This window comes from Aureibaculum sp. 2308TA14-22 (assembly GCF_040538665.1).
GTDB lineage: Bacteria > Bacteroidota > Bacteroidia > Flavobacteriales > Flavobacteriaceae > Aureibaculum.
Window position 1 is genome coordinate 108,888 of the sequence record NZ_JBEWXT010000001.1, and the last position, 25,646, is coordinate 134,533.

The following is a 25,646-nucleotide window of genomic DNA, read 5'->3' on the forward strand; positions in this document are numbered from 1 at the left end:
TTAGAGATAATTTTTATATAGATTTGAACCAATCCTGAAATTGATCTCCTAACGCAAAAACTGGTTTTGTTTTACCGCCTAGAGCTCCAACTAAGCTCATCACCCATAATACAAAGCAAAATAGAGCAACAATAAAACCTAAGAAAGGAATAAGGCTTAAAAACGATAAAAGAAAAATACCTAATGTTTGTCTAATATAAAACGAGCCAAATTCAGTCTTTTTATTACCGTTCATTACAAAAGCTATAATCCAACCAATTAATGTGAGGTGGGCAACAATAGCAATAGTTTTTGCATCTTGTAAAACTTCTTTAGCGTCATCGGCAAATTCTTTAGCCTCTTGTTTTGCATCTGCGTAAAATTCTTGTGCATCTTCTTTTAGCTCAGAAGCTTTTTCGCCGGCTTTATCTGCAACATCTTTAACAGTTTCTTTGGCATCATCAAATGCTTCTTTAGCATCTTCTTTTAGTTCAGATGCCTTTTCGCCAGCTTTGTCGGCAACATCTTTAACGGTTTCTTTAGCGTCATCAAACACTTTTTTAGCATCATCTTTTAATTCTGACGCTTTTTCGCTTGCATTATCAGCAGCATCTTTTGTAGCATCTTTTGCATCGTCAAATGCATCTTTAGCTTTGTCTTCTAAATTTTTGTTTTCCTCTGACATGATTAGGTATTTATAAGGTTAATTTTTACCAAATCTACAAAAAAATAGAGACTAATGATATTAGTACGTTTCTATTAAAATTGCTACTTTTGATTTCTATGGAAAACAATCCCAAAATAGCTGTGTTTGGTGGTGGTAGTTGGGCAACGGCCATTGTAAAAATATTAAGCGAAAATGTAGATGAAATAGGCTGGTATATGCGTAGTACAGCTATTTTAGAACATATTAAGCTAAATCAGCACAATCCCAAGTATATAAGTTCGGTTGAGTTTAATACAGAGCAGTTGATTTTAAGTAATGATATTAACGAAATGGTCAATTATGCTGACTATTTGATTTTTGCAATTCCTTCTGCATTCTTAAATGAAGAATTAGAAAAACTAACAACATCGCTTAACAGAAAAGTTATCTTTTCAGCAATAAAAGGTATTGTTCCTGAATCTGGATTAATAGTAGGAGAGCATTTTCATGAAAAATATCAAATTCCATTTGAAGATATTGGTGTAATCACTGGACCTTGTCATGCTGAGGAAGTGGCTCTAGAACGTTTGTCATATTTAACTATAGCCTGTAGTGATGAAAGTAAAGCTGAAGTAATGAGCAGCTTGGTGGCGAGTAGGTATATTAATACAAAAACTTCAGATGATATTGTTGGGACGGAGTATGCCGCTGTTTTAAAAAACATTTATGCTCTAGCGGCAGGTATTGCTCATGGTGTAGGATATGGAGATAATTTTCAGGCCGTATTAATGTCAAATGCTATTAGAGAAATGAAACGTTTCATTAAAAAAGTGCATAAAATGAAACGTAATATTAACAATTCAGCCTATTTGGGTGATTTATTAGTTACAGGATACTCGGTATTTAGCAGAAATAGGATGTTTGGTAATATGATAGGTAAAGGGTATACTGTAAAATCTGCAATGTTAGAAATGAATATGGTTGCAGAAGGTTATTATGCTACTAAAAGTGCTTACAAAATAAAAGAAGATAATGGTGCTAATACACCCATAATTGATACAGTTTATAGAATACTCTATGAAAATGAAAATCCAAAAAAGGAATTTATAAAGTTAGCCGATGTTTTGGACTGACCTAAAAAGTTTAGTGATGAGTTAGGGCAAACAAACCTTCATTTAATAAATTCAACGCTTTTACTTTATCACTTTTTTCAACCAATAACGAAATGTTATATTGACTTCCTCCATAAGAAATCATACGAATGGGTACATCGGTTAAACAGTTTAAAACTGCTCCGCTAATACCTTTTCCACTATGCGAAAAATTACCAGCCAAGCAGATAATACTCATATCTGTATCATATTCCACTTTTCCAAAAACATCCAATTCTTCAACAATTTCATTTAGATATTTGGAATTGTCTATTGTCAATGATACAGCAATTTCTGATGTGGTAATCATATCAATTGGAGTATGATACTTTTCAAATACCTCAAAAACATTTTTTAAAAAACCATAGGCCATTAACATTCTGTACGATTTTATTTTTATGGCAATAATGCCATCTTTTGCAGCAATGGCTCTAACACCAACACTATTGTTACAATTTTTTATCAACGTACCTTTTGCCTCAGGATTAAACGTATTTTTCAACAGAACGGGAATATTGTTTTTTTGTGCCGGGATAATACTTTGCGGATGTAAAATTTTTGCCCCAAAATATGCTAATTCCGCAGCCTCGTCAAAAGTGACTTCGCCAACAGGAAAAGTATTTTCTACAAACCGAGGATCATTATTGTGCATACCATCAATATCGGTCCAAATTTGGATTTCCTTGGCATCCACGGCCGCCCCGATTAATGAGGCACTGTAATCACTTCCGCCTCTTTTTAAATTGTCGATTTCATTATTTGGATTCAAACAAATAAAACCTTGGGTGATGTAGGTCTTACTTTTATGTTCCGCTAAAATTGCATTTAATTTTGTACTGATTTGTTCAGTTTCTGGCTCTTCATTACTGTCAATGGACATAAAATCAAGAGCGGAAATTAAGATTGAGTCGTTGCCTAACTCATTTTGATAAAGTTGAAATAAATGAGTAGAAATAAGCTCGCCCTGAGCCAAAATAATTTTGTCGTTTTTTTCAGATGCAGCAGCTAAAGAACGGATTTCATTAAATTTAGTTTTTATAAAGCTTTGGGCTTTTAAGTAATGTGTTTCTGAACCAAACAAGTCTTTAATTAACTGATGATAACTAAACTCAAGCTCATTGATTAAGGCTATTGCTTTTTCTTTCTTGTCCAGAGCCAAGCATTCATTAATATCTACCAGACAATTTGTGGTTCCAGAAACAGCGGACAAAACAACTATCTTTTCATCGCTACAATCATTGATAATAGCGGCTACTTTTTTTATGTTTTCAGCATTGCCAACTGATGTTCCTCCAAACTTAAAAACGATCATACTATAAATTTTACACAAAAATTGGATTGTTCGTTTTGTTGTGCAATTTTTTAATTTATTTTTACAAAATATAACAAATAGTTTAATTTTAAACAATTATGAAAACGATACAACAGGCGGTAACAGCTATAATAAATAAAACACCTTTTATTGAGGAGGCTTTGTATGATAAATTGATAAATGTTTCCTCATTGGCAAGAGTTATAAAACCAGAGGTAGAAAAACTACTGCGAAAAGACATTAAAGAAGGGGCTATTATGATGGCCATTAACAGATTATCGCCTTCAAGTGTGTTGAAAATTAGAAAGAATATCAGGAAGATTGCTTTTTCTTCGGGCGATTTTATAATGCGTTCGGACCTCTGTGATTATACTTATAAAAATACACCAACGTTGGTACCTAAAATCACAAAACTGTTGAACGATATTGGCAATGACAGCGATAATTTCTTTACCATTTCGCAAGGTGTTTTTGAAACGAGTATAGTGGTCAGTAAAAAAATAGAATCCAAAATAGAAAATATCTTTAAAGACGAAGAAATACTTTGGTCTGCAACAAACCTAGCCTCGTTGACTATCAAATTACCCAAAACCAATGTTGAGCAATCTGGTATTTATTACTTTATTTTAAAGCAATTGGCTTGGGCAAATATTTCAGTACAAGAGGTTATTTCAACTACAAATGAAATTACTATTGTAGTAAAAGAAACCGACATTAAACAAACTTTTTCAATATTGATGGATATGAAGTTGGGTTAGGGATTGTTCTTAAATGGTTTTATTATAATTTTAATGTAAGTTTTGTTGTTTCTGATATTAATTGAAAAATCGAGTTATTTCAGCTATAAGAACATCTAATTCTCTGCTAAAGTCTACTTGATTCTCATTAGGCAAGGATTCCGATTCTCTAATTTTTTCATGTAAATACATTTCCGCAATACTTTTCATAGATTTATTTAGATGCGTCATATTTTTTTTGAAGCTAACTCCTCCATATTGAGCACATACCTGATCAAAAGCTGTATGTCCAAATATAGGTGGAATATGGTTAATAATAGAACGACTAATCATCGCAACACTCAAAAAATTACCCATTGCATAATTGTCATTGAGTTCATCTAGCATTCTAATTAACCTTGTTAAGTCAAATTTATCAGAATTAATTTTCCGTAATGCAACTATTCGACTATTATGTATAAATGATCGATTACTTTTTATAGCATTAAATTTTCTATTAGGATTCTGCTCATTTAATTTCAATTCACACCATTCTAATAACATTAATTTTTGCTGACTTGGAGGGATTTCTTTTCCACCTTGAGTAGTTTTTGAACCTTTGAATTCCCTATAAACAAAATTCAAAAAGTCAGTTTTTTTTCCTGAAAATTTTTTGAAATGAAACTCAAGAAAATCAGTGACTTTAGCAAATGGTAGATGATGCAAAATCCTAACAAATGTTCCATAATTTTTACGAAAATCTATTTCATTTATTTGATTAGTAGGTTTAGTCTTTTCCTGATAGATTGTGAAATCTCTACTTATGAAATATGTTTCGCCATCAACTTGAAGTATTTCTTTTTTTGATTCAGAAAATTCAGCATCATTTATAAATTCGTGATGAAAATATAATTCATATTCATCCCAATATTGAGTTAAACTCATACAGTTTTAATGTTAAGAACAATAATTTTTTATAGGCTTAAAACTCCTTCTTTTTCTTCGCCCTATAATACATATAATACGCAATTGCCACTAATACGACAAAAGGTAAAAACGTACCGATTAAAACACCAATTTCATATTGGCTATCGGGTGCGTCTTTAATTTTTTGTTCAATGTCAACTTCTTGTAAAAAAATCAGAAATCTCATTTCTTGAATTTTTTAAGTGCTTTTTTAGTAAAATCAGATAACACTAATTTTCCACTAATTTCTGCTCTTTCAATTAATAAAGTGTTCCAATTTTCTGTACCTTCCCAAAGTACTTTTTTCATTCCTTTTAACGCATCTGGATTATAATCAGCTAGTTTTTTGGAGAGACTTTCTACATATTCGTCCATATCTCCAGTAGATGCAAAAACTCTAGCATATAAATTATTCTCTTTAGCCCAATAGGCAGAATGCCATTCGGTAGCATCTAATGATAGTTTACTAAATGCTGCAATTCCCGACTTACGCGTAATGGCAGGTTCAATTACAAAAGGACCAATACCAATAGTGAGTTCTGATAATTTAATATCGGCTTTTTCTGTGGCAAAGCAATAATCGGTTGCCGCAATAATGCCAACACCACCGCCAACGGCTTTTCCTTGAACCCTGCCTATAATAAGTTTGGAACACTTCCGCATGGCGTTTATCAAATTGGCAAACCCAGAAAAGAACTCTTTCCCCTCTTCTAAATTGGTTATGGCTACCAATTCATCAAAAGAAGCTCCTGCACAAAAGGCTTTTTCGCCTTCACTTTGCAAAACAATAACTTGAATGGTGTCATCATCGCTCAAGCGATTAATATTTTCTATTAATCTATTTAATAATGCAGTAGGAAACGAATTACTTGCCGGATGCCCAAAAGTAAGGGTTGCAGTATTTTTCCTAATGCTTGTAAGTACAGTACCTTCCATTAGTTTTCTTCTTCAAGTGTTGCACCATTGGCGGTAACCGATCTATCAATTTTACGCATTAACCCTTGCAAAACTTTTCCAGGTCCGACTTCGGTAAATTCAGTCGCACCATCTGCAATCATTTTCTGAATGGATTGTGTCCATCGTACTGGAGCGGTCAACTGAGCGATTAAATTTTTCTTAATATCGTCAGCGTTGTTTACTGCCGAAGCGGTTACGTTTTGATAAATAGGACAGTTAGGTTCGCTAAATGTTGTATTCTCTATTGCGGCGGCCAATTCCTCACGGGCTGGTTCCATTAATGGCGAATGAAAAGCTCCGCCTACGGGCAGTACCAAAGCTCTTCTTGCTCCAGCCTCGGTCAAGGCCTCACAAGCTAAATTTATGGCATCTATTTCTCCAGAGATAACCAACTGTCCAGGGCAATTATAATTGGCAGCAACTACAACACCGTCAGTTTTGGCACAAATATTTTCAACAATTTCATCGTCTAAACCTAATACGGCAGCCATAGTTGAAGGTTGTAATTCGCATGCTTTTTGCATTGCCAATGCACGTTGCGATACGAGTTTTAAACCGTCTTCAAAAGATAAGGCTCCGTTGGCCACTAAGGCAGAAAATTCACCTAGTGAATGCCCAGCTACCATCTGAGGGTTGAATTTATCTCCCAAGGTTTTTGCTAACGCAGCCGAGTGCAAAAAAATTGCAGGTTGGGTTACCTTCGTTTCTTTGAGTTGTTCGGCAGTTCCCTCAAACATTATATCGGTTATGGAAAAGCCTAAAATGTCATTGGCTTGTTCAAAGAGTTCTTGGGCAATGTTCGATTTTTCATAAATGTCTAAACCCATTCCTGAAAATTGAGCTCCCTGACCAGGAAAAATATATGCGTGCATAAGTTGGTTTTAAAAGTTGTTCTACAAAAATAGAAAATTTGAATCTAATGAGGTTCATAAATATTTTATACTTTTGGTTGTAATGAAACCCTCAAAGAAACTATTGGCATATAAAATCTATATGGTGTTGGCCGCCCTATTCATTACCTCTCTAGTCGTTTCAAACTTAATTTTTCAAAAGTTTTTTTCGTGGGACTTTTTTGGAGTTTATACTTTTGAAATTTCCGTTGGCATATTACCTTATCCGATAACCTTTTTAGTAACCGATTTGATTTCTGAAATTTATGGAAAGAAAAAGGCAAATCAGGTAGTTATTGCGGGTATTTTTGCCTCATTTTTTTCTTTATTGATTATTTACGTAGCCGATGTTGTACCAGCTACTGCTTGGTCTCCCGTAGATGATACTGTTTTCAGCAACGTTTTTGGACTGTCAATATTGGCTGTGTTTTCTTCAATGATTGCATATTTACTGGCTCAATTTGTGGATATTCGAATTTACCATTATTGGAAAAAACTAACCAAAGGAAGGCACTTATGGTTACGGAATAATTTCTCAACAGTAACCTCACAATTTTTGGACACTTTTTCTGTATTGTTTTTATTGTGCTCTTTTGGTGTTATTGAATGGGATTTGTTTGGAAAATTATTGTTAAACGGCTTTCTGTTTAAAGTAATGGTGGCATTTTTGGACACCCCAATTTTATATATAGCCGTACATTATTTTAGACAATTATTCAACTTAGAGGTTGGCGAAGAAATTGATTTAGATGCTTAAGCCAAACCATTTTTAAGAGCATAAATAACCAAACCAATTCTGTTTTTTACTTCCAGCTTTTTAAAAAGTTGCTCTCGGTAGCCATCAATGGTTTTTGGGCTTAAATGCATAACATCGGCAATTTCCTTATAGGTCATTTCTGTACTGGCCAATTTTAAAAATTCCAGTTCCCTATCCAAAAGCTTTACTTCTTTTTTGTTACTTGGATGAAGAGAATGTACTAAAGTATCGGATACTTTTTTTGAGTGGTAATAACCTTCTTTAATTAAACTGTATAATGCTTCTTTTAAAATATCAGGATGAATATCTTTGAGCAAATACCCTTTAGCTCCGTTTTTAATCATTTTTAAAATGGAGTTTTCATCATCATCCATAGATAAAGCCAATACTTTAATGCTTGGATAGTTTTCATTTAAAAACTTAGTAGTCTCTAAACCATCCATAATGGGCATGTTTAAATCCATTAAAGCGATTTTGGGTAACTTAGCGTTGTCTTTAAGATTATCAATAAAAATCTTTCCATTTAAAGCATGCTGTGTTACTTCAAAATCTTCAAAGTTGTTAATTAGTCCTTTTAAAGATTGAGCAAAAAGGAGGTGGTCGTCTATTATGGCAACAGTATGTTTAGACATCTTTTTTTAGTATTGGATAAGTTAATAATAGTGAAACTCCTTTATCTTTTTCAGATTTTAAATCAAATTTGGTATTAATCAGTTTAGCACGGCTTTTCATGTTTAATAGTCCTGACCCTTTTTTAATAGAAGCCTCATCAAAACCGACTCCATAGTCTTGTACTTTTATTGTCAAATAATTACTGCTGTAAGTTGCAACAACTTCCATTTTTTTGGTTTTAGAATGCTTTACTGAATTTGACAAAAATTCTTGGATAATCCTAAATAAAATAATTTCATCTTTTTGATCAATCGGAATAACATTTCCATTTACCTTAAACGAAGCTTCTATAAAATTTAACCTATTAAAGCGATCAATTTCCAATTGTATGGCTTCATGTAAGCCTAAGTTTTTAACAGCTTCTGGATTCAATAATTTCGACAACGACCGTATTTCTTGTAAACTTTTTGAAATTATTTCTCCGGTTTCTTGCACTATTGTCTTTTGTTCTTCAGTTAAATTGGGCTGCACAATATTCAGTTGCATCCTAGCTACAGAAAGCAATTGACCAACATTATCATGCAATTCCCAACTAATATTTTGCAACGTTTGTTCTTGTGTTTCTAATTTTGATTTTATTATTTCTTCATCAAACTGCTGTTTGGCTACTTTTTGGTCATATAAAAACTTAATTTTTCTATTCTGAAAAACACTAAAAATAATAATGATAACAACTACTAGCAGAACCACTGTTAGGCTTGCTATCAATATTAGTGTTGTTAAATTACCATCCATAAATTCATTCTCTTATCCTATAAAGTTAGGGTTCTTCTTTGTAAATGGACAATTTATTTTTAATTACATTTCTTAATGAGTCATTATCTTCTAATAATTTATTTTTTTTGTGCTGAAAAATGCTGAATAACAATACCATAGCTATTACAGCTATTAACACCACAAGTGTACTTATCAATATGACTATTCTTTCTTGCTCCATATAAATCCAAAAGTAAAAACTGAGTACATGGCAATTGCCAATATATGATTTATTAAAAACATTTTTTGAAGTGCTTTATCGGCCAATGCGTAATTATTTACAACCACCGTAAACGGTATAATAGATGTGTAATAAACTAATAACCCTACACTTAACCAAAAAGATACAGATCGGTGAAATCTAATTACTTTTTCAGACTGCAACAGCTCAATAAAATAGAAAATAACACAGATGGTTAAAAATAGAGAACCTATAATGTCAGGATATTTTGAATATTCCGTAAGAAAATCCTGAATAAATATCCAATTGATTATTGAAATTACAATAAAGCTTAAAAAAAAGATTTTGATAGCGTTTCTATACTTTTTGGTTTCTAATGCTTTATAATAAATGTAGTAAAATATAGGGTAAACGATAATATATAATAAATTGTATAAACCTAAATTATATTTTACGCCATTTTCATCCATATAATATATATTCCACTCAATATAAAACGCCCCTATTATCTCAGTAATTACAATAAGCCAAAGTACAATTAAGAAGTACTTAAAGGGCGTATTTTTATATTTGAAATAATAGATAGTCCCAAAAATGGCAGCTATTATTTCAGAAATTAATACGGCATGCATATAAAATTTAAGCATATAATTAGAATACTAACCAGTTATTTTTATCAATTAGGTGGACTTCCTTGACTTTTGTTATACAATAAACCCTCATCACCATCTAAAGTAGTTAAAGAAAAGAATCCTGCTTTATCCATTTGTTGGTTTTGAGAAGGCGTATAACGGCCACTGCTTAAAATTGTTTTTAAAAACAGAGGTTGTGTTTTATCATCAATCGTTTCTAAAGTATAACCAGATTGCTTTCCTTTATTTTCAGTGGTTGGTGCTATAAAAAAGGTTTGATGATTTTTTTGTTTACCCTCATCATCACCATAGACACTAAAATAAAATTGAAGCCCTTCAGGGGTGATATCATTTTCAGCAGATCTTTTTTCAACATAAGCGATATAATTTTTTAAGGTTTTAAGATCAAACCAAACCCTACGCGTGTCATTAAAATTTTCATCTTTATATATTGCTTGGAGAGTGTCTTTAAGAATATTAAGACGCTGTTCTTCATAATTTTTATAGATTTCAACAGCTTTTTCAGTTTTAATAATGTGAGCTAACATTTCTTTGGTAGGTTTTTGATTTTCATGACGAGGTTTTTGATCCTGACATGAAATTAATAAAGAAGTTGCTGCCAAATAGAGTAAAAAAGAATACTTGATTTTGGAGTTTAAAAATTTGAGATTGTTCATAATTAGTGTTTTAAGATTATGTTTCTGCAAATTACAAATAAATATGATTGCTTTAAAAGGGGATTTTTCCCCTTTTTTATTCGGGTGAAAATCCCCCGATAAATTAAGGGTTTTACCTCTTGTTTCACTTTAGTTAATGCCCCACATTTGTACCAGAAAAATAGTTGAAAGAAAAATTCTTAGACGTGTAATATATCTTTCTAATTGCTATGGAAATGGTTGCTGTGAAGATAGTAGCTATGGAAATTTAGAATGGGAAAATTGCTATGAAAACCCATTGTTTGACATTATTTGAGTTAACAATCAGCAAAATTAGGCTAAGTTTAGTAGGTTTAGCATTATTTTGCACCAAGAGGGGTAATTTACAGTCTAAGGATTTTTTATTTTTTAAACAAAGCATCAAATTACTAAATATAAAAAACTTGCATTATCCTTTAAATTAAAAGGGAATGCAAGTTTTACATTTATGATAGAATACTATTTTTAAACAGTTTTTCTCTCATTTATAGCTAAACCAGCCAATGTGGTTAATAGCATAATGTGAATCATTATATTCATCCAATTACCTGAAGGAATGTGTACTAAAACCAAAGCCATTAGCATTATAAATGCTAAAAAAGCATAAGCATATAATAGTTGTTTATTTAGTAAAACCAAAATTCCAGCTAATAACTCTAAAGCCGCCAATACGGCTCCCAAAGCATAAGTTCCAGTATCTCCTAAAAATGCGAGTCCGCTAACTTTTAGAAAATCAGCCATATTTTGTAGACCAACGCCTCCAAGGAAACCTTCGATGAATTTTTCTAATCCACCCCAAATAAATAAAAGAGCAATTCCTATTCTAATTACTATATTTCCTATATCCATAATAGTTGTATTTAAAATTTAATTATAGTTCTTCTGCAAGTGGAAAGTCAATTTCAAATCCTGCTAAATTGTGTATGTAGTTACTTATTATTTTATCTCCGATGATAATAACAACATCTATCATGTTAGCTTCTGTATAACCTGCATTAAAGAAATTGCTTTTTATTTCCTCCGAGACATTCCCTTTATTTGATACTGCAGCCAAAGTAAACTCAGCCAACGCATTCAATTTTTCATCAAAAGAAGCTGTCCCTTTTCTTAATTCGATAATCTGCTCATCATTAAATCCATTCATTTTGCCTAAAGCGGTGTGTGCAGATTGACAATAACGACAACCGTTATATTGACTTACCACTAAATTGATAACTTCACGCTCTTTTGCTTTTAATGTAGATTTTCTATTTTGAAGAGCAAGATAATCAGGTAATGCTGTTTCGTTTTTTGCATAATAAGCATATAGATTAGGTACAAAACCTAAATTGCTTTTAAGCGAATCAAAAATTGCTTGATTATTAGTAGATACTTCTTCTCTTGTTGGTACTGTAAAATTTGTTGTTGTTTCCATTTTATACTGTTTTAAAGATTTATATTATTTTAACAGTACAAATGTATGGCGAGGTTAACACCAGATAGTTATCTAGAATTCCTAGTGTGTTGGCAATAATTCCTTTTTATGGCAAATTTCTAAATTCTGAAGGTGAAATATGCTCAATATTTTTAAAAAAGCGGCTAAATACCTGCACATCAGTAAACCCTAACTCATAACCAATTTCAGAAATGGTTTTATCAGTATAGGTTAGCAATCGTCTTGCTTCTAACATAATTCTATGCTTTATATAATATAAAGGAGTTTTGTTTCCTGCTTTTTTAAAAAGATTAGTTAACGTTTTAGGAGATTTATTAAGCATGTCTGCGTAATCCGAAACGGAATGATTTTCTTTAAAATGTGTCTCAACTAAATAGTTATATTCTCTAATGATATCTATATTACTTTCTTCTTTTTGAAAATAATTGCTTTGTAACTTGTATATTCTTGTGCATAGAATAAGTATTCGTTTGACCATCATTTGTAGCATTTCTAACTGTAAATTATCCTTAGAATTAAATTCTATTTGCAACATTTTTAAAACGGTTTGCAGTATTTCAATATTTTCACCATCTGGTTTTATTACTGGAAGGTTTGAAGCTCCATAATATAATATTCCTTTGCAACCAACTTCACTATCATGATCTAAAATGCAGTAAAAAGATCTATTCCATCTTATAAGATGCAGTGTTTTTAAGTTGATAACTTCAATTTTATGAAACTCGGTAAGGCTAATAATGTCATTTTTGTTAAATGTGTAATGTATAGCATCTATAATAAGCTGATTATTGTCCGAGGTAAACCATAACAGAGAGAGTTCGCTAGTTTTCGAAGTCTTTAATATATGACAGTTGTTAGAAGTTATTTCATGAAGCTCAATAAAAGCTCCATTTTGGTTAGAAAATTTCATTCCTGCTACTAATTAAACCCTAGCTTAAATTAAGCTGTATGTAGTGTCCTTCACTACCTCTTATATTAAAGACGGTATTATCTTCAAAAATTACATATTGCCCCTTGATGCCTTTTAAAACGCCTGAATAGTTTGGAGTTTTTCTTAGACTAAGGCTTTTTACTTTTGTTGGATATTGCAGTACAGGAAATTCAATATTAGTTTCCTTAATATGATTTTCTAAATAATAAGGTTTTGCTTCATCAGGAATAAATTTGGCTAGTTTTTCTTTTTCAGCAAGTAAATCAACATCAATAATATCGTTTGTTAGCATTTTACGCCAATTTGTTTTGTCGGAGATATGTTCTTTAAGTGCTATTTCAGTAATTCCAGCCAAATACCTATTGGGAACTTCAACTATTTCTATAGCTTCATGTGCTCCTTGGTCAATCCATCGGGTTGGGACTTGAGCCTTACGTGTAACACCAACTTTTACATTGCTAGAATTTGCTAAATACACTATATGTGGTTGTAATTGCACTTTTTTTTCATATTCTAAATCACGATCTTCTTTACCTAGGTGTGCTGTACTTAATTCTGGTCTCATTATCCAATCTGCCGCTTGTGGGATGTCATAAAAGCAATTTTTACAAAAACCTTGACGATAAATAGGTTTGTCTAAATGACAGTTTAAACATTCATATTTTACAAAAGTAATTTCTAAGGTTTTGCCTAAAAGCTGATTTACATTTATAAAATCATTTTCTAATTGCAGGTAATACTGAACTGGCGAGGCCAATTCGGTCATCATTTTTTGCAAAACGCCGCTATATTTCATAAAATTTAACCTTTTAGGATTTCTGAGTACTTATAACTTTTATTGTTTTCTTTACTTTTTCCGCAACCTTTCTCGCTTCGTCTAAATCTTGATGGACAATAGTTACATGACCCATTTTTCTGAACGGTTTTGTTATTTTTTTACCATAAATATGAGGTGTAACACCATCCATTTTTAAAATCGTTTCCATGTTTTCATAAACCACATTTCCCATGTAATCTTCATCACCTACCAAATTTACCATAACACCACCAACTTTACTAGAAGTATCACCCAAAGGTAAATTTAAAATGGCTCTGATGTGTTGTTCAAATTGATTAGTAAAAGAAGCTTCAATACTGTAATGCCCACTATTATGAGGTCTTGGAGCTACTTCGTTGACCAGTATTTCGTCATCTTCAGTCAAAAACAGTTCTACCGCAAGCAATCCAACGTGCTTGAATGCTTGTGCTACTTTCAAAGCAATAAATTCTGCATTTTTTGCTATTTGCTTAGGGATTCTTGCTGGACAAATTACATATTCAACTTGATTGGCTTCAGGGTGGAATTCCATTTCAACAACGGGATATGTTTTTAAGTCACCATTAGGATTTCGAGCAACAATTACCGCCAATTCATTTTTGAAAGGAATTAATTTTTCCGTGATACATTCCACATTAGGTAAGGTGTCCAAATCGGTATAGGTTCTAACAATTTTAACTCCTGTACCATCATAACCAAATTGAGCACTTTTCCAAACAAACGGAAAATCAATGGTTTCATGTTTTAGAGCTGTTTTAATTTCGTCAGCGTAAGCATAACGGGAAAATTCAGCGGTTGGAATGTTATGGTCAACGTAAAACAATTTCTGTTTTGATTTGTTCTGTATCGTTCTAATTGTTTTAGAACTAGGATAGACATTTATACCTTCATCCTCTAATTTTTCTAAGGCATCAACATTAACATTTTCAATTTCAATAGTTAATGTATTTACTTGTTTGCCAAAATTATAAACAGTATCAAAATCGAGTAGGCTACCGACATGAAATTCATCACAAATATTTGCACAAGGTGCATCTTTAGCAGCATCTAAAACACAGGTGTAAATATCAAATTTTTGAGTTTCTGTCAAAAGCATTTTACCTAATTGACCACCACCAAGAATACCTAACTTAAAATCTGAAGAAAAATAATTATTCATTTAGAAATTTGTAATTAATAAAGTTTGACCATTATTTACAACCTTATACTCTTTAGCTCCATATTTTGTTCCACTCTGTGGAGCACCTCCCAACGCCAATGCATATTTAGAATCGTCACAAGGGCATGTCATATTAAGTCCGTCAACGGTCATCTTACCACATTCACTTGGTGGCAAATTAGGGCAAGCCAAATCAAAAGCATAAAAAATATCGCTAGCACCGTGATACACGACTATACCTTTAATGCCTCCAGGAATTTCTACATAACCATTTACAAACAAAAGATTATTATTGGACGGGTTGTTTAAATACACAGTCTGATTCACTGCTACATTTGGCAAGATAGGATTGTCGTTATCTGAATCGGAACAATTTATAAATGTAAACAATAGTAAAAAAGCTACAACTATATTTTTCATTTAATATATTTTTTAAGGATTACAAATATAAGGCATACAATGTTGAAATAATAAATATTTCGTATCTTTGTAGGCGAATCTCAACTCCGTTATATAGAGCTGGGATTTTTGTATTTTATTAAAAATGATTAAGTTATGAGTAAAGTTTCTTATTACACAGCAGAAGGATTAAAAAAATTAAAGGAAGAACTAGAACAATTAGAGCATGTTGAAAGGCCTAGGGTTACTAATGCTATTTCAGAAGCTAGAGATAAAGGTGATTTGAGCGAAAATGCGGAATACCATGCTGCAAAAGAAGAGCAATCTTTGTTAGAATATAAAATTGCTCAATTAAAAAATGTGGTTGCATCTGCACGATTAATTGATGAGTCGCAATTAGATACGTCTAAAGTTTTGGCATTATCAACTGTTAAAATAAAAAACGTTGCTAATAATATGGTAGTCAGTTATACATTGGTTGCCAATTCAGAGGCTGATTTTAAAGCGGCTAAAATTTCCGTTGATTCTCCGATAGGAAAAGGATTATTAGGTAAAAAAGTAGGAGAAATTGCTGAAGTAAATGCTCCAAATGGTGTCATGAAATTTGAAATTTTAGAGATAACTAGATCTTAGTATGTCAATATTTACGAAAATAATTAACGGAGAAATACCGTGCTATAAAGTAGCGGAAAACGATGATTTTTTTGCATTTTTAGACATCAATCCGAATGCTAAAGGGCATACGTTGGTTATACCAAAAAAAGAGGTAAATAAAATTTTTGACTTAGACGAAGACACTTACAGTGGGCTTATGCAATTTTCAAGAAAAATTGCCATTGCTATGGAAAAAGCAATTCCATGTGAACGTATCGGTATGTCTGTTATTGGTTTGGAAGTGCCTCATGTGCACGTGCATTTAATTCCGTTAAATGATATGAAAGATGCTACTTTTAGGCAAAAAGTAAACTTAAGTAAAGAAGAGTTTGAAGAAGTGGCAGCTAAAATAGCTGAGAATTTAGACTAGGGTTTTACAGTTCTTTTAATAACACACTCATTGTAGTACCCACACCAATCTCAGATTTTTCAACAAGAATTTTACCATCGTGGTAATCTTCCATAATTCTTTTGGTTAGTGATAAACCTAACCCCCAACCCCGTCTTTTGGTAGTGAAGCCAGGTTCAAATATTTTGCGGTATAAATTTTTAGGAATACCTTTACCGGTATCCGTCACTTGCACTTGAACAAATTTGCCATCCTTAGAAAACACCTTAATTCGTAACGTTCCTTTTCCTTCCATGGCATCAATGGCATTTTTCACTAAATTCTCAATTACCCATGAGAATAATTGCTGATTGATCATAGCGTAAATTTTCTCATCTTCATCTGTATCAAAATGATAATCAATAAGCTTAGAACTTCTGGAAGAGTAATAATCAAAAGATTTTTTGGTTTCTAACACAATATTGTGTCTAGTCAATTTAGGAATAGAACCTATTTTAGAGAATCGGTTGGCAATGGTATTGAGGCGTTCAATATCCTTTTCAATTTCCATTACCGTATTTTCATCGGTATTGTCCATTCTAAGTATTTCTACCCATCCCAGTAATGAAGACAATGGTGTGCCAATCTGATGAGCAGTTTCTTTAGCCATCCCTGCCCAAAGCTTGTTTTGTTCAGCTACTTTTGTTGATCTAAATACCAGATAAATTACAATGGTAAAAAGGCATAAAATAAATAATAGTGCCAACGGGTAGTATCTTAACTTGTATAAAAGGTCTGAATTTCTATAATAGATAAAATCGGTAACAGGTCCTTCAAGAGATTCGTAAGTAACTGTCAATTGATTGTTTTCTTTTCGCATTTCTGCCAATTGGTTGGCAAGGTACATCCTGTCCTTATCAGGCAGATCGTTATATGAAGTGGTTTTATCTTCAACATCCAAATTAGCCCATCTTTTTATAACATTATCCTCAGTTGTGTAAATCATAGGGATATTATTATTACTTAGGATAATTTTTTCTTCTAAAGAAAAATCGGCATTTAAATTGGATATGCCCGAAGCATTTTTATAAGCAGCAGCCAAAATTTCCATTTTGGTACGTTCTTCTTGTTTAAAATTTTTGAAGAATGTATTGGTATTCCATAAAATAAGAGCAACCAATATAAAGGCTGCCGATATCAATATCCATCTAATGATATTCTTGCTAAAGGGGAGATTCATTGTAACAAAGATAAAATTATCTGTCGATATAACTAAAAAAAATATCCGTTATTATGTTTGTTAATTGAGTATTTTTGTTTTTTTATTAACATTATGATGATAACTATTGATGTAGAAAATATTCCGACTGCCAAATTACATTCCTATTTGTTAAGTGCAGTTGCACCAAGACCCATTGCTTTTGCAAGTACAATTGATGCTAATGGTAATCCAAATTTGTCTCCTTTTAGTTTTTTTAATGTGTTTAGTGCTAATCCACCAATACTCATTTTTTCACCAGCCAGACGGGGTAGGGACAATACTACAAAACACACTTTTGAGAACGTAAAAGAAGTAAAAGAGGTAGTTATTAATGTTGTTAATTATGCCATTGCTCAGCAAATGTCATTGTCAAGTACAGAATATGCAAAAGGAGTAAATGAGTTTGAAAAAGCTGGATTTACCATGTTGCCCTCTGAAGCTATTAAACCATTTAGAGTGGCAGAATCGCCCATACAGTTTGAGTGTAAAGTAAATGAAATTGTGGAATTGGGCAAGGAAGGCGGAGCGGGTAACTTGATTATTTGTGAAGTTTTAAAAATGCATATTGATGAGAGCATTTTAGGTGATGATGGGGTTATTAATCAGGAAAAACTGGATTTGATTGCTAGGGCTGGGGGTAGTTATTATTCAAGAGCCAAAGATGGCTTTTTTGAAATACCCAAACCTTTACAGAAATTGGGAATTGGTGTAGATCAAATTCCTGATCAAATTAAAAAAAGTAATATCCTTACTGGGAATAATTTAGGGATGTTGGGCAATGTGGAATCTATACCTAATCAACAAGATGTTGATAACTTTGCTAAGGTTAACCCTAATTTTATAGGGCTAAAAACAGAAGAAAAACATAAGTTTGCACAAGAGTTTTTAGAAAAAAATGATGTATTAAGTGCTTGGAAAGTACTTTTAATTAAATAATTACAATAAAATGGAAGTTACAGGAAAAATTAAAAAAATTGACGAAACTAAAACATTTGGAGCTAGTGGATTCAGAAAACGTGAAATGGTAGTTACTACTGATGAGCAATATCCGCAGATGATACTAATAGAGTTTGTTCAAGATAAGACAAGTTTGTTAGATGCTTATAATGAAGGTGACCAAGTTAAAGTTAATATCAATTTAAGAGGAAGAGAGTGGATTAACCCAGAGGGAGAAGCCAAATATTTTAATTCTATTGTAGGGTGGAGAATAGAAAAATTACAATCTGAAGCTCCAAATGCAGTTCCTCCAGTTGAAGCTGTTGATGCTTTTCAACCAGCAGATAATGTTTCTAGTGAAGAACCAGATGATTTGCCGTTCTAAGAGATTTGTCAAATAAAAATGTATAAAATAATTTAAGCCTTTTAGTATTTGACTAAAAGGCTTTTTAGTTAAAAATGGTTCTTTTATCAGATAAATTATGGTTTCCACCAGTTGAAAATGCCTCGCCAGAAGGCATTATAGCTTTTGGTGGTGATTTGTCTACAGATAGACTATTACTAGCCTATAAAAGCGGAATTTTTCCTTGGTATAGCCAAGGTGAACCTATTGTTTGGCATAGTCCGGGCAAAAGAATGGTATTGTTTCCAAACGAGTTGAAAGTTTCTAAGAGTATGCAACAAGTTCTGAAAAAAGATAAGTTTAAAGTTACGTTCAATCAGAATTTCAAGGAAGTAATCAGGGCTTGCAAAACTATTTACCGAGAAGGGCAGGGCGGAACCTGGATAACTGACGAAATGGAACGGGCTTATATTAAATTATATGAATTAGGATATGCAAAATCGGTTGAGGTTTGGTTAGACAACAAATTAGTTGGTGGACTTTATGGTGTTGATTTAGGGACTATCTTTTGTGGCGAAAGTATGTTTAGTATTGTTTCTAATGCATCTAAAGTTGCGTTTATAAAATTGGTAGAAAAACTGCACAACGAAGATTATAAACTAATAGATTGTCAAGTTTATAATGAACACTTGGCTAGTTTAGGAGCAAAAGAAATTCCAAGAGCCGAATTTTTGAAGTATCTTTGATGTGACTAATTTCATTAAATTGTTATGAACATACAAAACGCACAACAAGAAGTAGATAATTGGATAAAAGAACACGGTGTTCGTTATTTTAATGAGCTTACCAACATGGCTCAACTTACAGAAGAAGTAGGTGAAGTAGCACGAATTATTGCTAGACGCTATGGAGAACAAAGTGAAAAAGAATCAGATAAAAATAAAGATCTGGGCGAAGAATTGGCAGATGTTATGTTTGTGGTTTTGTGCTTGGCAAACCAAACAGGCATTGATTTACAAGCAGCTTTTGATAAAAAAATGGATATTAAAACCAAACGCGACCACGACCGTCATCACAACAATAAAAAATTAAAATAATGACATTTTTAGAAAAAATTAAAACCGCCTTTTTTTGGAAACGGGCATTGATGATTATTATTCCGTTTTTTGTGTTTTTGGTAATTATTTCATTGCTGCTCAATAGTTTTTCGGCAATAATCGGAGCGGATTGGGCCAAAATAATGGAAGATAATTTTTATCATGGCAAATGGAAATTGTTCTTTGCCACCAAAATCATGGTCAGTATTTTATATGGTCTTTGGGTAACGAATAGAAATGTGAAATAGAAGCCCCTCCTAACCTCCCCTAAGGGGAGGAACTTGTTGAGGGTAAAGAAAATATTCTGCCGCAATCTTATTTAGCGTGATTGCTCACTCCCTTCGGTAGGGCTAGGGTGAGCAACTCCTCCTTAATCAAGCTTTATCAAATCAATTCCACTCTCTTTTACCTTATTGTTGAGTTCAGAAACATCATTTTTAAAGATTTTGTATAATGCTGCTAATTCTTTGTCAATCGCAATGGTAATCTCTTTTTTAAACTGAACTTCTGCATCCGTTGGTCGGTAATCTCCCATTGAGGTTAAGGAGTTTACATGAGCTAATTTATTGTTCAATTTAATTGGAAAATTCAATGGATCTTGATTGCTCTTGCTTTTGGTCTGGTACAGATTGTTTTCAATTACAGTAACTTCTTTTGCTATTTTACTGGCAAAATCCAAGAGGCCCTTATGTTTTTCTTTGTCCGTAATTGATTTTTTCAAAACCCCGATTTGATTTTTTACTTTCTTCACATTTTTTAAGGCTTTGTGAATTTCAGTCAGTTTATCTCTTACCTCTATTATAAAATCGAACTGAGCTTGCAAGTCTTCTTGGGTAGATTCACTTCTTGGATCCTTTAAAATGGAAAAGTCTTTGGTATCGCTTTGCTTGTTTTTTGTCAACACCACAGAGTAATTGCCAGGTATAGCTTGCGGTCCACTTAACGAAGCCCACCATAATATCATACCATCCACTTTTTCAGCACCCGCGTACATCATATTCCAATTAAAGATATTATTTCCAGGTTTAATTTTCAACGTTTCTTCTTTTTTATCCTTATCGGGATGTGTACTGTATTTTTTAATCAGTTTTTTGTTGTTATCCAAAAAGGAAAGTGAAATGGTATCCGTTTTGGCAGTATCTTTCATAAAGAAATTAACAGCGACACCACCATAATGGTTCTGTCCATTGGTTTTCGACTTGGCTCCTCTACCGCCGCCCATTTTATAACTGTCCATAGGTTTGTACAAAAAGAAATCTTTTGTAGTTAGGCTATTTTCTAATTGGTGTAAAGGTGTTAAATCATCAATAATCCAAAAAGAACGACCTTGTGTTGCGGCGATTAAATTATTGTTTTTGATGGTTAAATCGGTTATGGGTACAATTGGTAAGTTCAGCTGAAAGTTAGTCCAGTTGTTTCCGTCATCAAAGCTGATATACATACCGCGTTCGGTTCCTGCATACAATAACCCTTTTCGTTTGGGGTCAGCACGTAAGGCTCTAGTAAAATCCTCATAGGCTATTCCGTTAGTAATTTTTCTCCAAGTAGCACCGAAATTAGTGGTTTTATAGATGTAGGGCTTGTAGTCCCCAGTTTTATATTTAGTACCTACAATGTAAGCACCGCCTTTATTGAACGGATCTATTTCAATACTGTTAATCATCATCCATTCTGGCATATTTTTAGGAGTAACGTTTGTCCATGTTTTACCATCGTCTCTAGTTATATGCACTAATCCGTCATCAGAACCCGTCCATATCAATCCTTTTTCAGTTGGAGATTCCGCCACGGCAAAAATGGTTGCATAATATTCAACGCCTGTATTATCTTTGGTAATAGGGCCACCTGAAGGGCCTAAAGTTTTAGGGTCATTTCTTGTAAGGTCGGGACTCATTACTTCCCATGTTTGGCCCTCGTTCAGGGTATAGTGCAAATGATTGGATGCCGCATATAATTTTTTGGGATTATTGGGCGAAAACAGTATCGGAAAATTCCATTGAAAGCGATACTTCATGTCTTCTGCACCATGCCCCATGGGGTCATCTGGCCAAACGTTTATAGCCCGTCTTTCATTGGTTCTATGGTTGACACGTGTTAAAAAAGCACCATAACTACCACCATAAACAATATCGTTATTGTTTGGGTCAACAGCAATATGTGCACTTTCTCCTCCTGCTGTACTTTCCCAATCACTTTCTGTGATGTATCTACCGTCAGTTCTGTGAGAAATTCGTACGGTAGAATTATCTTGTTGAGCTCCGTAAATTCGGTACGGAAAATGATTATCGGTGGTTACCCTGTAAAATTGAGAAGTAGGCTGGTTATGATAAGTTGACCAATTTTCACCAGCATCAAAACTAATTTGGGCACCGCCATCATCACCAATAATCATACGCTGATTATCATTTGGGTCTATCCATAAATCATGATGATCCCCATGTGGAGCTGCAAAAGTTTTATAGGTTTTTCCACCATCTTTAGATTGATGATAACGTACATTTAAGACATACAATCCATTTTCATCTTGTGTATCGGCGTATAGTCGTGTGTAGTACCAAGCACGCTGACGCAACTTTCTTTCTTTATTAATGAGTTTCCATGTTTTTCCAGCATCTGTAGATTTATAAACCCCACCATCTTTGTTTTCTATCAACGCCCAAACTATATCGGAATTTACGGGCGAAACCGTAACGCCACTTATGCCCCAAATGCCTTTAGGTAAACCTTCGTTGGTACTGATATTTGTCCATGTTTCGCCTTCATCTGTACTTTTATACAAACCAGAACCTTCACCGCCACTAGATAAACTGTAAGGTGTACGTCTAATGTTCCAAGTACTGGTATATAAAATACGCGGATTATTAGGGTCTAGGATTAAATCGACTGCTCCAGCATCGGCATTTGCAAATAGTGTTTTTTTCCAAGTTTTACCACCATTTGTAGATTTGTAAACACCGCGTTCGTTGGTAGATTTGTATAAATCGCCCATAACAGCAGCATACACTATATCAGGATTTTTAGGGTGAATTCTTACTCTAGAAATATGTCTAGAGTTTTTAAGTCCAATATGTTCCCATGTTTTTCCTGCATCCACACTTTTCCAAATGCCATCACCAGAAGATACATTACCGCGAACGGTTTTTTCGCCCATACCTACATAAATTACGTTGTTGTCCCATTCAGAAACCGCTACGGCACCTACTGATCCACCAAAAAATCCATCGGAAATATTTTCCCAAGTGTTACCGGCATCGGTAGTACGCCAAACGCCACCGCCCGTAGCACCAAAATAATAAAGGTTGGCTTTGCCAGGAACACCAGTTACCGCGGCACTTCTACCACCACGGAATGGGCCGATATTTCGCCATTGCATAGCGTCGTAATATTTTTCTGCAAATTGAGGTTGTTGCGTTTTTTGTTTTTTTTGTCTTTTTTGTGCGTTAACTTTGTCGGCAGTTGCAAATAATATGCAAACCGCTAGGAAGAGTATTTTTTTCATGGTTTTGGTTTGTTGATAGAAGTTAAAATTAAGAATAAAAGTTAATATAGATACTTGTTGTATGGATTTATTTTTAGATTATACTGATAAACAAATAGTTACTTCAAAAGTTAAGATTTCTGGATCTAAAAGTGAATCAAACCGTTTGTTGATTTTACAGCAATTTTATCCCAATCTAACCTTAAAAAATGTATCAGATTCTGATGATTCTGTGCATTTGACACATGCTTTACAATCAACAAAAGAGTTAGTCGATATTGGCCATGCGGGTACTGCAATGCGTTTTTTGACTGCCTATTTTTCTGTAAAAGAGGGCAGGGAAGTAGTACTTACTGGCTCTGAACGAATGCAAAATCGTCCCATAAAAATATTAGTAAATGCGTTACGGATGCTGGGTGCGGATATTGAGTATATGGATAAGGAAGGTTATCCACCATTAAAAATAAAAGGGAAGAAAATTACAAAGCAGAAAGTTTCCATAAAAGGAAATGTGAGCAGTCAATATATTTCTGCCTTGGTATTGATTGCCCCAACATTGGAAAACGGATTGGAAATAGAATTATTAGAAGAGATTACTTCTAGACCCTATCTGGAAATGACCTTGGATTTGCTAAATCAATTAGGAATTGTTACCATTTGGGAAGAAAACAGCATCAAAATTCAACCTCAAGAATCCATAAAAGATAAAATTATAACCGTTGAATCCGATTGGAGCTCGGCTTCTTATTTTTATAGTTTAGTTGCTTTGAGTGAGGTAGGTAAAAGCATTACTTTATCATCATACAACAAAAAAAGTTTGCAAGGCGATAGCTGCTTAGCGAGTATTTACGAAAATTTTGGAGTAGTAACCGAATTTAATAATAACTCCATTCGACTTATTAAAACGAATGTCATTCAGAGCGATAGTGAAGAGTCTCAATCTTTGAAATTCGATTTAAGAAATGCTCCCGACATTGCCCAAACCATAGCAGTTACTTGTTTTGGATTAGGTATGGCTTGTGATTTAACAGGGTTGCACACGCTAAAAATAAAAGAAACCGACAGATTAGTTGCTTTGCAAAACGAACTACAAAAGTTTGGTGCTGAAGTTGAAATTACTGATAAAAGTTTACATTTAAAAATTTCAACCAAAGGGTTTACTAAAAATGTTACTGTAAAAACCTATAACGACCACCGAATGGCAATGGCATTTGCCCCATTAGCATTAAAAGTGGCTTTTACCATACAAGATGCCGATGTGGTTACGAAGTCCTATGTTAACTTTTGGGAGGATTTGGATTCTTGCTTAAAAGGTTAAAGAACTGTTAATACTCTTTTTTTCTTAGTAAATTCTTATCAGAATTACCCCGCCAACTACTTTAATAGTTTTCTTTCGCTTAAAAATGCTCATGGACTATTTTAACGTAAAATGAACAGGTAGAGAAAATGTAATGTTAAATGTTAAAGTTTGTAACACATTAGTTTTCTCATCGTCTTTTATAAATAGGAGAGTCTCTATAAAAAACTAAAACCCATCAACTATGCTATCGTATATGCCGACTTTTACTGACGACGAAATTTCTAATCGTTTTAGCAATATTAGCTTTTTAGTGGGTAGTTATGACATTGAAGTTTTTAGTTATACACTTTCTAAAGGTTGGGTAAAGTCGGGTACAGGGAATTCTGATTGCATAATTAAAGATACTTTTATTACCGAAAAAGTAAAACTAAATAAAGAAAATTGTATTGTCCATTTAAGCAACACTATTGGCTGTGACGTCTTAGATGACACGTTCCGTCTCCTCTCTTTAGATATTCCTTTGGGCAGTATAGATGTTTATAAAGGCAAAATTGAAAACGAAACATTAATCTTTACTAATCTTGATTCTGACACAAAAGCCAAAAGTAAAATTGGAGAAGAGTTATCATTTAAATTAATTTACAAAGCCCTTTCTGGTACTGAAAACGAATTAGTAGTTGGATATACCAAAGATAAAGGTAAAACTTGGTGCCCTTTTGTAAAGAATGTTTATAAACGGATAGGAAAGTAAAATATAGTACTTAATTAAGCAAAAAAAAGCAGCACAATTGTGCTGCTTTTTTTGCTTGTACTCGAGATGGGAATTGCCTAAAGGCGAGTCCTTATTCAAACCTATTGAGAATTAAAAATACCAATCATTTCATGATTTCTTTTTTAGTTCCTCACTTTTGGTCAAATTTATTTGAAGCCAAAAGTTCCAAACAAAAAAACCAAAGCGAAAGCTTTGGTTTTTTATTCATCAGTACTCGAGATGGGACTTGAACCCATACGGACATTACTGTCCACTGGATTTTAAGTCCAGTCTTTCTGCAACCAAAAAAACATAAGTAAACTCATTATCAACTGATTAACAGTAGTTTAATATTTTTTGATTTCAATTGATTTCAATTAAAATCAACATTTGTTGTACCTATGTTGTACCAAATTTTCTTATCTTTATAGTTCAAAAATAAAATCC

At 33.2% G+C, this 25,646-nt stretch carries 31 protein-coding genes; 12 read left to right on the forward strand and 19 right to left on the reverse strand.

Annotated features, from left to right (window positions below; translation table 11 throughout):
• Window positions 1-13: 13 nt before the first annotated feature.
• Complete coding sequence (locus U5A88_RS00470) at window positions 14-664, reverse strand: DUF883 family protein (RefSeq protein ID WP_354203074.1); 651 nt, start codon at window positions 662-664, stop codon at window positions 14-16.
• Between the two features lie 98 nt (window positions 665-762).
• Between U5A88_RS00470 and U5A88_RS00475 the strand changes: the two genes are divergently transcribed.
• On the forward strand, window positions 763-1,758 hold the full coding sequence (locus U5A88_RS00475) for an NAD(P)H-dependent glycerol-3-phosphate dehydrogenase (RefSeq protein WP_354203075.1): 996 nt from the start codon (window positions 763-765) through the stop codon (window positions 1,756-1,758).
• A gap of 10 nt (window positions 1,759-1,768) precedes the next feature.
• Here the strand turns inward: U5A88_RS00475 and U5A88_RS00480 are convergent, their stop codons facing one another.
• Window positions 1,769-3,088 carry an aspartate kinase gene (locus U5A88_RS00480; protein ID WP_354203076.1) on the reverse strand — a complete coding sequence of 440 codons (1,320 nt, stop codon included), beginning with the start codon at window positions 3,086-3,088 and terminating at the stop codon, window positions 1,769-1,771.
• A 98-nt stretch (window positions 3,089-3,186) separates the two neighbouring features.
• Between U5A88_RS00480 and U5A88_RS00485 the strand changes: the two genes are divergently transcribed.
• Entirely contained in the window at window positions 3,187-3,846 is a 660-nt protein-coding gene (locus U5A88_RS00485; RefSeq protein ID WP_354203077.1) for a hypothetical protein, read from the forward strand.
• A 57-nt stretch (window positions 3,847-3,903) separates the two neighbouring features.
• Here U5A88_RS00485 and U5A88_RS00490 read toward each other — a convergent pair whose 3' ends face one another.
• The 4 genes from U5A88_RS00490 to fabD are packed head-to-tail and all read right to left on the reverse strand — an operon-like array spanning window position 3,904 to window position 6,599.
• Window positions 3,904-4,749 carry a hypothetical protein gene (locus tag U5A88_RS00490; RefSeq protein ID WP_354203078.1) on the reverse strand — a complete coding sequence of 282 codons (846 nt, stop codon included), beginning with the start codon at window positions 4,747-4,749 and terminating at the stop codon, window positions 3,904-3,906.
• A 37-nt stretch (window positions 4,750-4,786) separates the two neighbouring features.
• Window positions 4,787-4,957: a hypothetical protein gene (locus U5A88_RS00495; protein ID WP_354203079.1), complete on the reverse strand. Its 171-nt coding sequence runs from the start codon at window positions 4,955-4,957 to the stop codon at window positions 4,787-4,789.
• Window positions 4,954-5,706, reverse strand: a complete 753-nt coding sequence (locus tag U5A88_RS00500; RefSeq protein ID WP_354203080.1) for an enoyl-CoA hydratase/isomerase family protein — start codon at window positions 5,704-5,706, stop codon at window positions 4,954-4,956. The genes U5A88_RS00495 and U5A88_RS00500 overlap by 4 nt, the downstream gene beginning before the upstream one ends.
• Window positions 5,706-6,599 carry an ACP S-malonyltransferase gene (gene fabD / locus U5A88_RS00505; protein WP_354203081.1) on the reverse strand — a complete coding sequence of 298 codons (894 nt, stop codon included), beginning with the start codon at window positions 6,597-6,599 and terminating at the stop codon, window positions 5,706-5,708. The genes U5A88_RS00500 and fabD overlap by 1 nt, the downstream gene beginning before the upstream one ends.
• An 82-nt stretch (window positions 6,600-6,681) precedes the next feature.
• Between fabD and U5A88_RS00510 the strand changes: the two genes are divergently transcribed.
• Window positions 6,682-7,374 carry a queuosine precursor transporter gene (locus tag U5A88_RS00510; RefSeq protein WP_354203082.1) on the forward strand — a complete coding sequence of 231 codons (693 nt, stop codon included), beginning with the start codon at window positions 6,682-6,684 and terminating at the stop codon, window positions 7,372-7,374.
• Here the strand turns inward: U5A88_RS00510 and U5A88_RS00515 are convergent.
• The 11 genes from U5A88_RS00515 to U5A88_RS00565 form a co-directional block, all read right to left on the reverse strand.
• Window positions 7,371-8,006 (reverse strand): response regulator transcription factor, encoded by a 636-nt coding sequence (locus U5A88_RS00515; RefSeq protein ID WP_354203083.1) that lies wholly within the window; start codon window positions 8,004-8,006, stop codon window positions 7,371-7,373. The two genes, U5A88_RS00510 and U5A88_RS00515, sit on opposite strands and share 4 nt — an antisense overlap.
• Window positions 7,999-8,781 (reverse strand): sensor histidine kinase, encoded by a 783-nt coding sequence (locus U5A88_RS00520; RefSeq protein WP_354203084.1) that lies wholly within the window; start codon window positions 8,779-8,781, stop codon window positions 7,999-8,001. The genes U5A88_RS00515 and U5A88_RS00520 overlap by 8 nt, the downstream gene beginning before the upstream one ends.
• 25 nt (window positions 8,782-8,806) lie before the next feature.
• Complete coding sequence (locus tag U5A88_RS00525) at window positions 8,807-8,983, reverse strand: hypothetical protein (protein WP_354203085.1); 177 nt, start codon at window positions 8,981-8,983, stop codon at window positions 8,807-8,809.
• Window positions 8,965-9,630 carry a hypothetical protein gene (locus U5A88_RS00530; RefSeq protein WP_354203086.1) on the reverse strand — a complete coding sequence of 222 codons (666 nt, stop codon included), beginning with the start codon at window positions 9,628-9,630 and terminating at the stop codon, window positions 8,965-8,967. Before U5A88_RS00530 ends, U5A88_RS00525 begins: the two co-directional genes overlap by 19 nt.
• A gap of 29 nt (window positions 9,631-9,659) precedes the next feature.
• Window positions 9,660-10,292, reverse strand: a complete 633-nt coding sequence (locus U5A88_RS00535; RefSeq protein ID WP_354203087.1) for a hypothetical protein — start codon at window positions 10,290-10,292, stop codon at window positions 9,660-9,662.
• A gap of 483 nt (window positions 10,293-10,775) precedes the next feature.
• The gene (locus U5A88_RS00540) at window positions 10,776-11,159 is read right to left on the reverse strand and encodes a DoxX family membrane protein (protein WP_354203088.1); all 384 of its coding nucleotides are present in this window, start codon (window positions 11,157-11,159) and stop codon (window positions 10,776-10,778) included.
• Between the two features lie 22 nt (window positions 11,160-11,181).
• Window positions 11,182-11,724, reverse strand: a complete 543-nt coding sequence (locus tag U5A88_RS00545) for a carboxymuconolactone decarboxylase family protein (protein WP_354203089.1) — start codon at window positions 11,722-11,724, stop codon at window positions 11,182-11,184.
• Window positions 11,725-11,830: 106 nt separating this feature from the next.
• Window positions 11,831-12,655: a helix-turn-helix domain-containing protein gene (locus tag U5A88_RS00550; protein ID WP_354203090.1), complete on the reverse strand. Its 825-nt coding sequence runs from the start codon at window positions 12,653-12,655 to the stop codon at window positions 11,831-11,833.
• Between the two features lie 19 nt (window positions 12,656-12,674).
• Window positions 12,675-13,472: a DUF2797 domain-containing protein gene (locus tag U5A88_RS00555; RefSeq protein WP_354203091.1), complete on the reverse strand. Its 798-nt coding sequence runs from the start codon at window positions 13,470-13,472 to the stop codon at window positions 12,675-12,677.
• 13 nt (window positions 13,473-13,485) lie between these two features.
• Window positions 13,486-14,652 carry a 5-(carboxyamino)imidazole ribonucleotide synthase gene (locus U5A88_RS00560; protein WP_354203092.1) on the reverse strand — a complete coding sequence of 389 codons (1,167 nt, stop codon included), beginning with the start codon at window positions 14,650-14,652 and terminating at the stop codon, window positions 13,486-13,488.
• Complete coding sequence (locus tag U5A88_RS00565) at window positions 14,653-15,072, reverse strand: hypothetical protein (RefSeq protein ID WP_354203093.1); 420 nt, start codon at window positions 15,070-15,072, stop codon at window positions 14,653-14,655. It abuts the gene before it with no gap.
• 135 nt (window positions 15,073-15,207) lie between these two features.
• On the opposite strand from U5A88_RS00565, the gene greA reads away from it, so the two are divergent.
• Together greA and U5A88_RS00575 are read left to right on the forward strand one after the other, a co-directional pair.
• Window positions 15,208-15,684: a transcription elongation factor GreA gene (greA, locus tag U5A88_RS00570; protein ID WP_354203094.1), complete on the forward strand. Its 477-nt coding sequence runs from the start codon at window positions 15,208-15,210 to the stop codon at window positions 15,682-15,684.
• A 1-nt stretch (window position 15,685) separates the two neighbouring features.
• Window positions 15,686-16,075 (forward strand): HIT family protein, encoded by a 390-nt coding sequence (locus tag U5A88_RS00575; protein ID WP_354203095.1) that lies wholly within the window; start codon window positions 15,686-15,688, stop codon window positions 16,073-16,075.
• Between the two features lie 4 nt (window positions 16,076-16,079).
• Here U5A88_RS00575 and U5A88_RS00580 read toward each other — a convergent pair whose 3' ends face one another.
• Complete coding sequence (locus tag U5A88_RS00580) at window positions 16,080-17,273, reverse strand: sensor histidine kinase (protein WP_354203096.1); 1,194 nt, start codon at window positions 17,271-17,273, stop codon at window positions 16,080-16,082.
• A 96-nt stretch (window positions 17,274-17,369) separates the two neighbouring features.
• Between U5A88_RS00580 and U5A88_RS00585 the strand changes: the two genes are divergently transcribed.
• The 5 genes from U5A88_RS00585 (at window position 17,370) to U5A88_RS00605 (ending at window position 19,918) form a co-directional block, all read left to right on the forward strand.
• Complete coding sequence (locus U5A88_RS00585; protein WP_354208101.1) at window positions 17,370-18,230, forward strand: flavin reductase family protein; 861 nt, start codon at window positions 17,370-17,372, stop codon at window positions 18,228-18,230.
• 10 nt (window positions 18,231-18,240) lie between these two features.
• The gene (locus tag U5A88_RS00590) at window positions 18,241-18,615 is read left to right on the forward strand and encodes a DUF3127 domain-containing protein (protein ID WP_354203097.1); all 375 of its coding nucleotides are present in this window, start codon (window positions 18,241-18,243) and stop codon (window positions 18,613-18,615) included.
• Between the two features lie 74 nt (window positions 18,616-18,689).
• Window positions 18,690-19,319, forward strand: a complete 630-nt coding sequence (gene aat / locus U5A88_RS00595) for a leucyl/phenylalanyl-tRNA--protein transferase (protein ID WP_354203098.1) — start codon at window positions 18,690-18,692, stop codon at window positions 19,317-19,319.
• A gap of 24 nt (window positions 19,320-19,343) precedes the next feature.
• Entirely contained in the window at window positions 19,344-19,670 is a 327-nt protein-coding gene (locus tag U5A88_RS00600) for a nucleotide pyrophosphohydrolase (protein WP_354203099.1), read from the forward strand.
• On the forward strand, window positions 19,670-19,918 hold the full coding sequence (locus U5A88_RS00605; RefSeq protein ID WP_354203100.1) for a hypothetical protein: 249 nt from the start codon (window positions 19,670-19,672) through the stop codon (window positions 19,916-19,918). Before U5A88_RS00600 ends, U5A88_RS00605 begins: the two co-directional genes overlap by 1 nt.
• 122 nt (window positions 19,919-20,040) lie before the next feature.
• Here U5A88_RS00605 and U5A88_RS00610 read toward each other — a convergent pair whose 3' ends face one another.
• Window positions 20,041-23,169: a WD40/YVTN/BNR-like repeat-containing protein gene (locus U5A88_RS00610; RefSeq protein WP_354203101.1), complete on the reverse strand. Its 3,129-nt coding sequence runs from the start codon at window positions 23,167-23,169 to the stop codon at window positions 20,041-20,043.
• 61 nt (window positions 23,170-23,230) lie between these two features.
• On the opposite strand from U5A88_RS00610, the gene U5A88_RS00615 reads away from it, so the two are divergent.
• Both U5A88_RS00615 and U5A88_RS00620 read left to right on the forward strand, forming a co-directional pair.
• Entirely contained in the window at window positions 23,231-24,466 is a 1,236-nt protein-coding gene (locus U5A88_RS00615; RefSeq protein WP_354203102.1) for a 3-phosphoshikimate 1-carboxyvinyltransferase, read from the forward strand.
• 223 nt (window positions 24,467-24,689) lie between these two features.
• On the forward strand, window positions 24,690-25,199 hold the full coding sequence (locus U5A88_RS00620; RefSeq protein ID WP_354203103.1) for a hypothetical protein: 510 nt from the start codon (window positions 24,690-24,692) through the stop codon (window positions 25,197-25,199).
• Window positions 25,200-25,646: the final 447 nt, after the last annotated feature.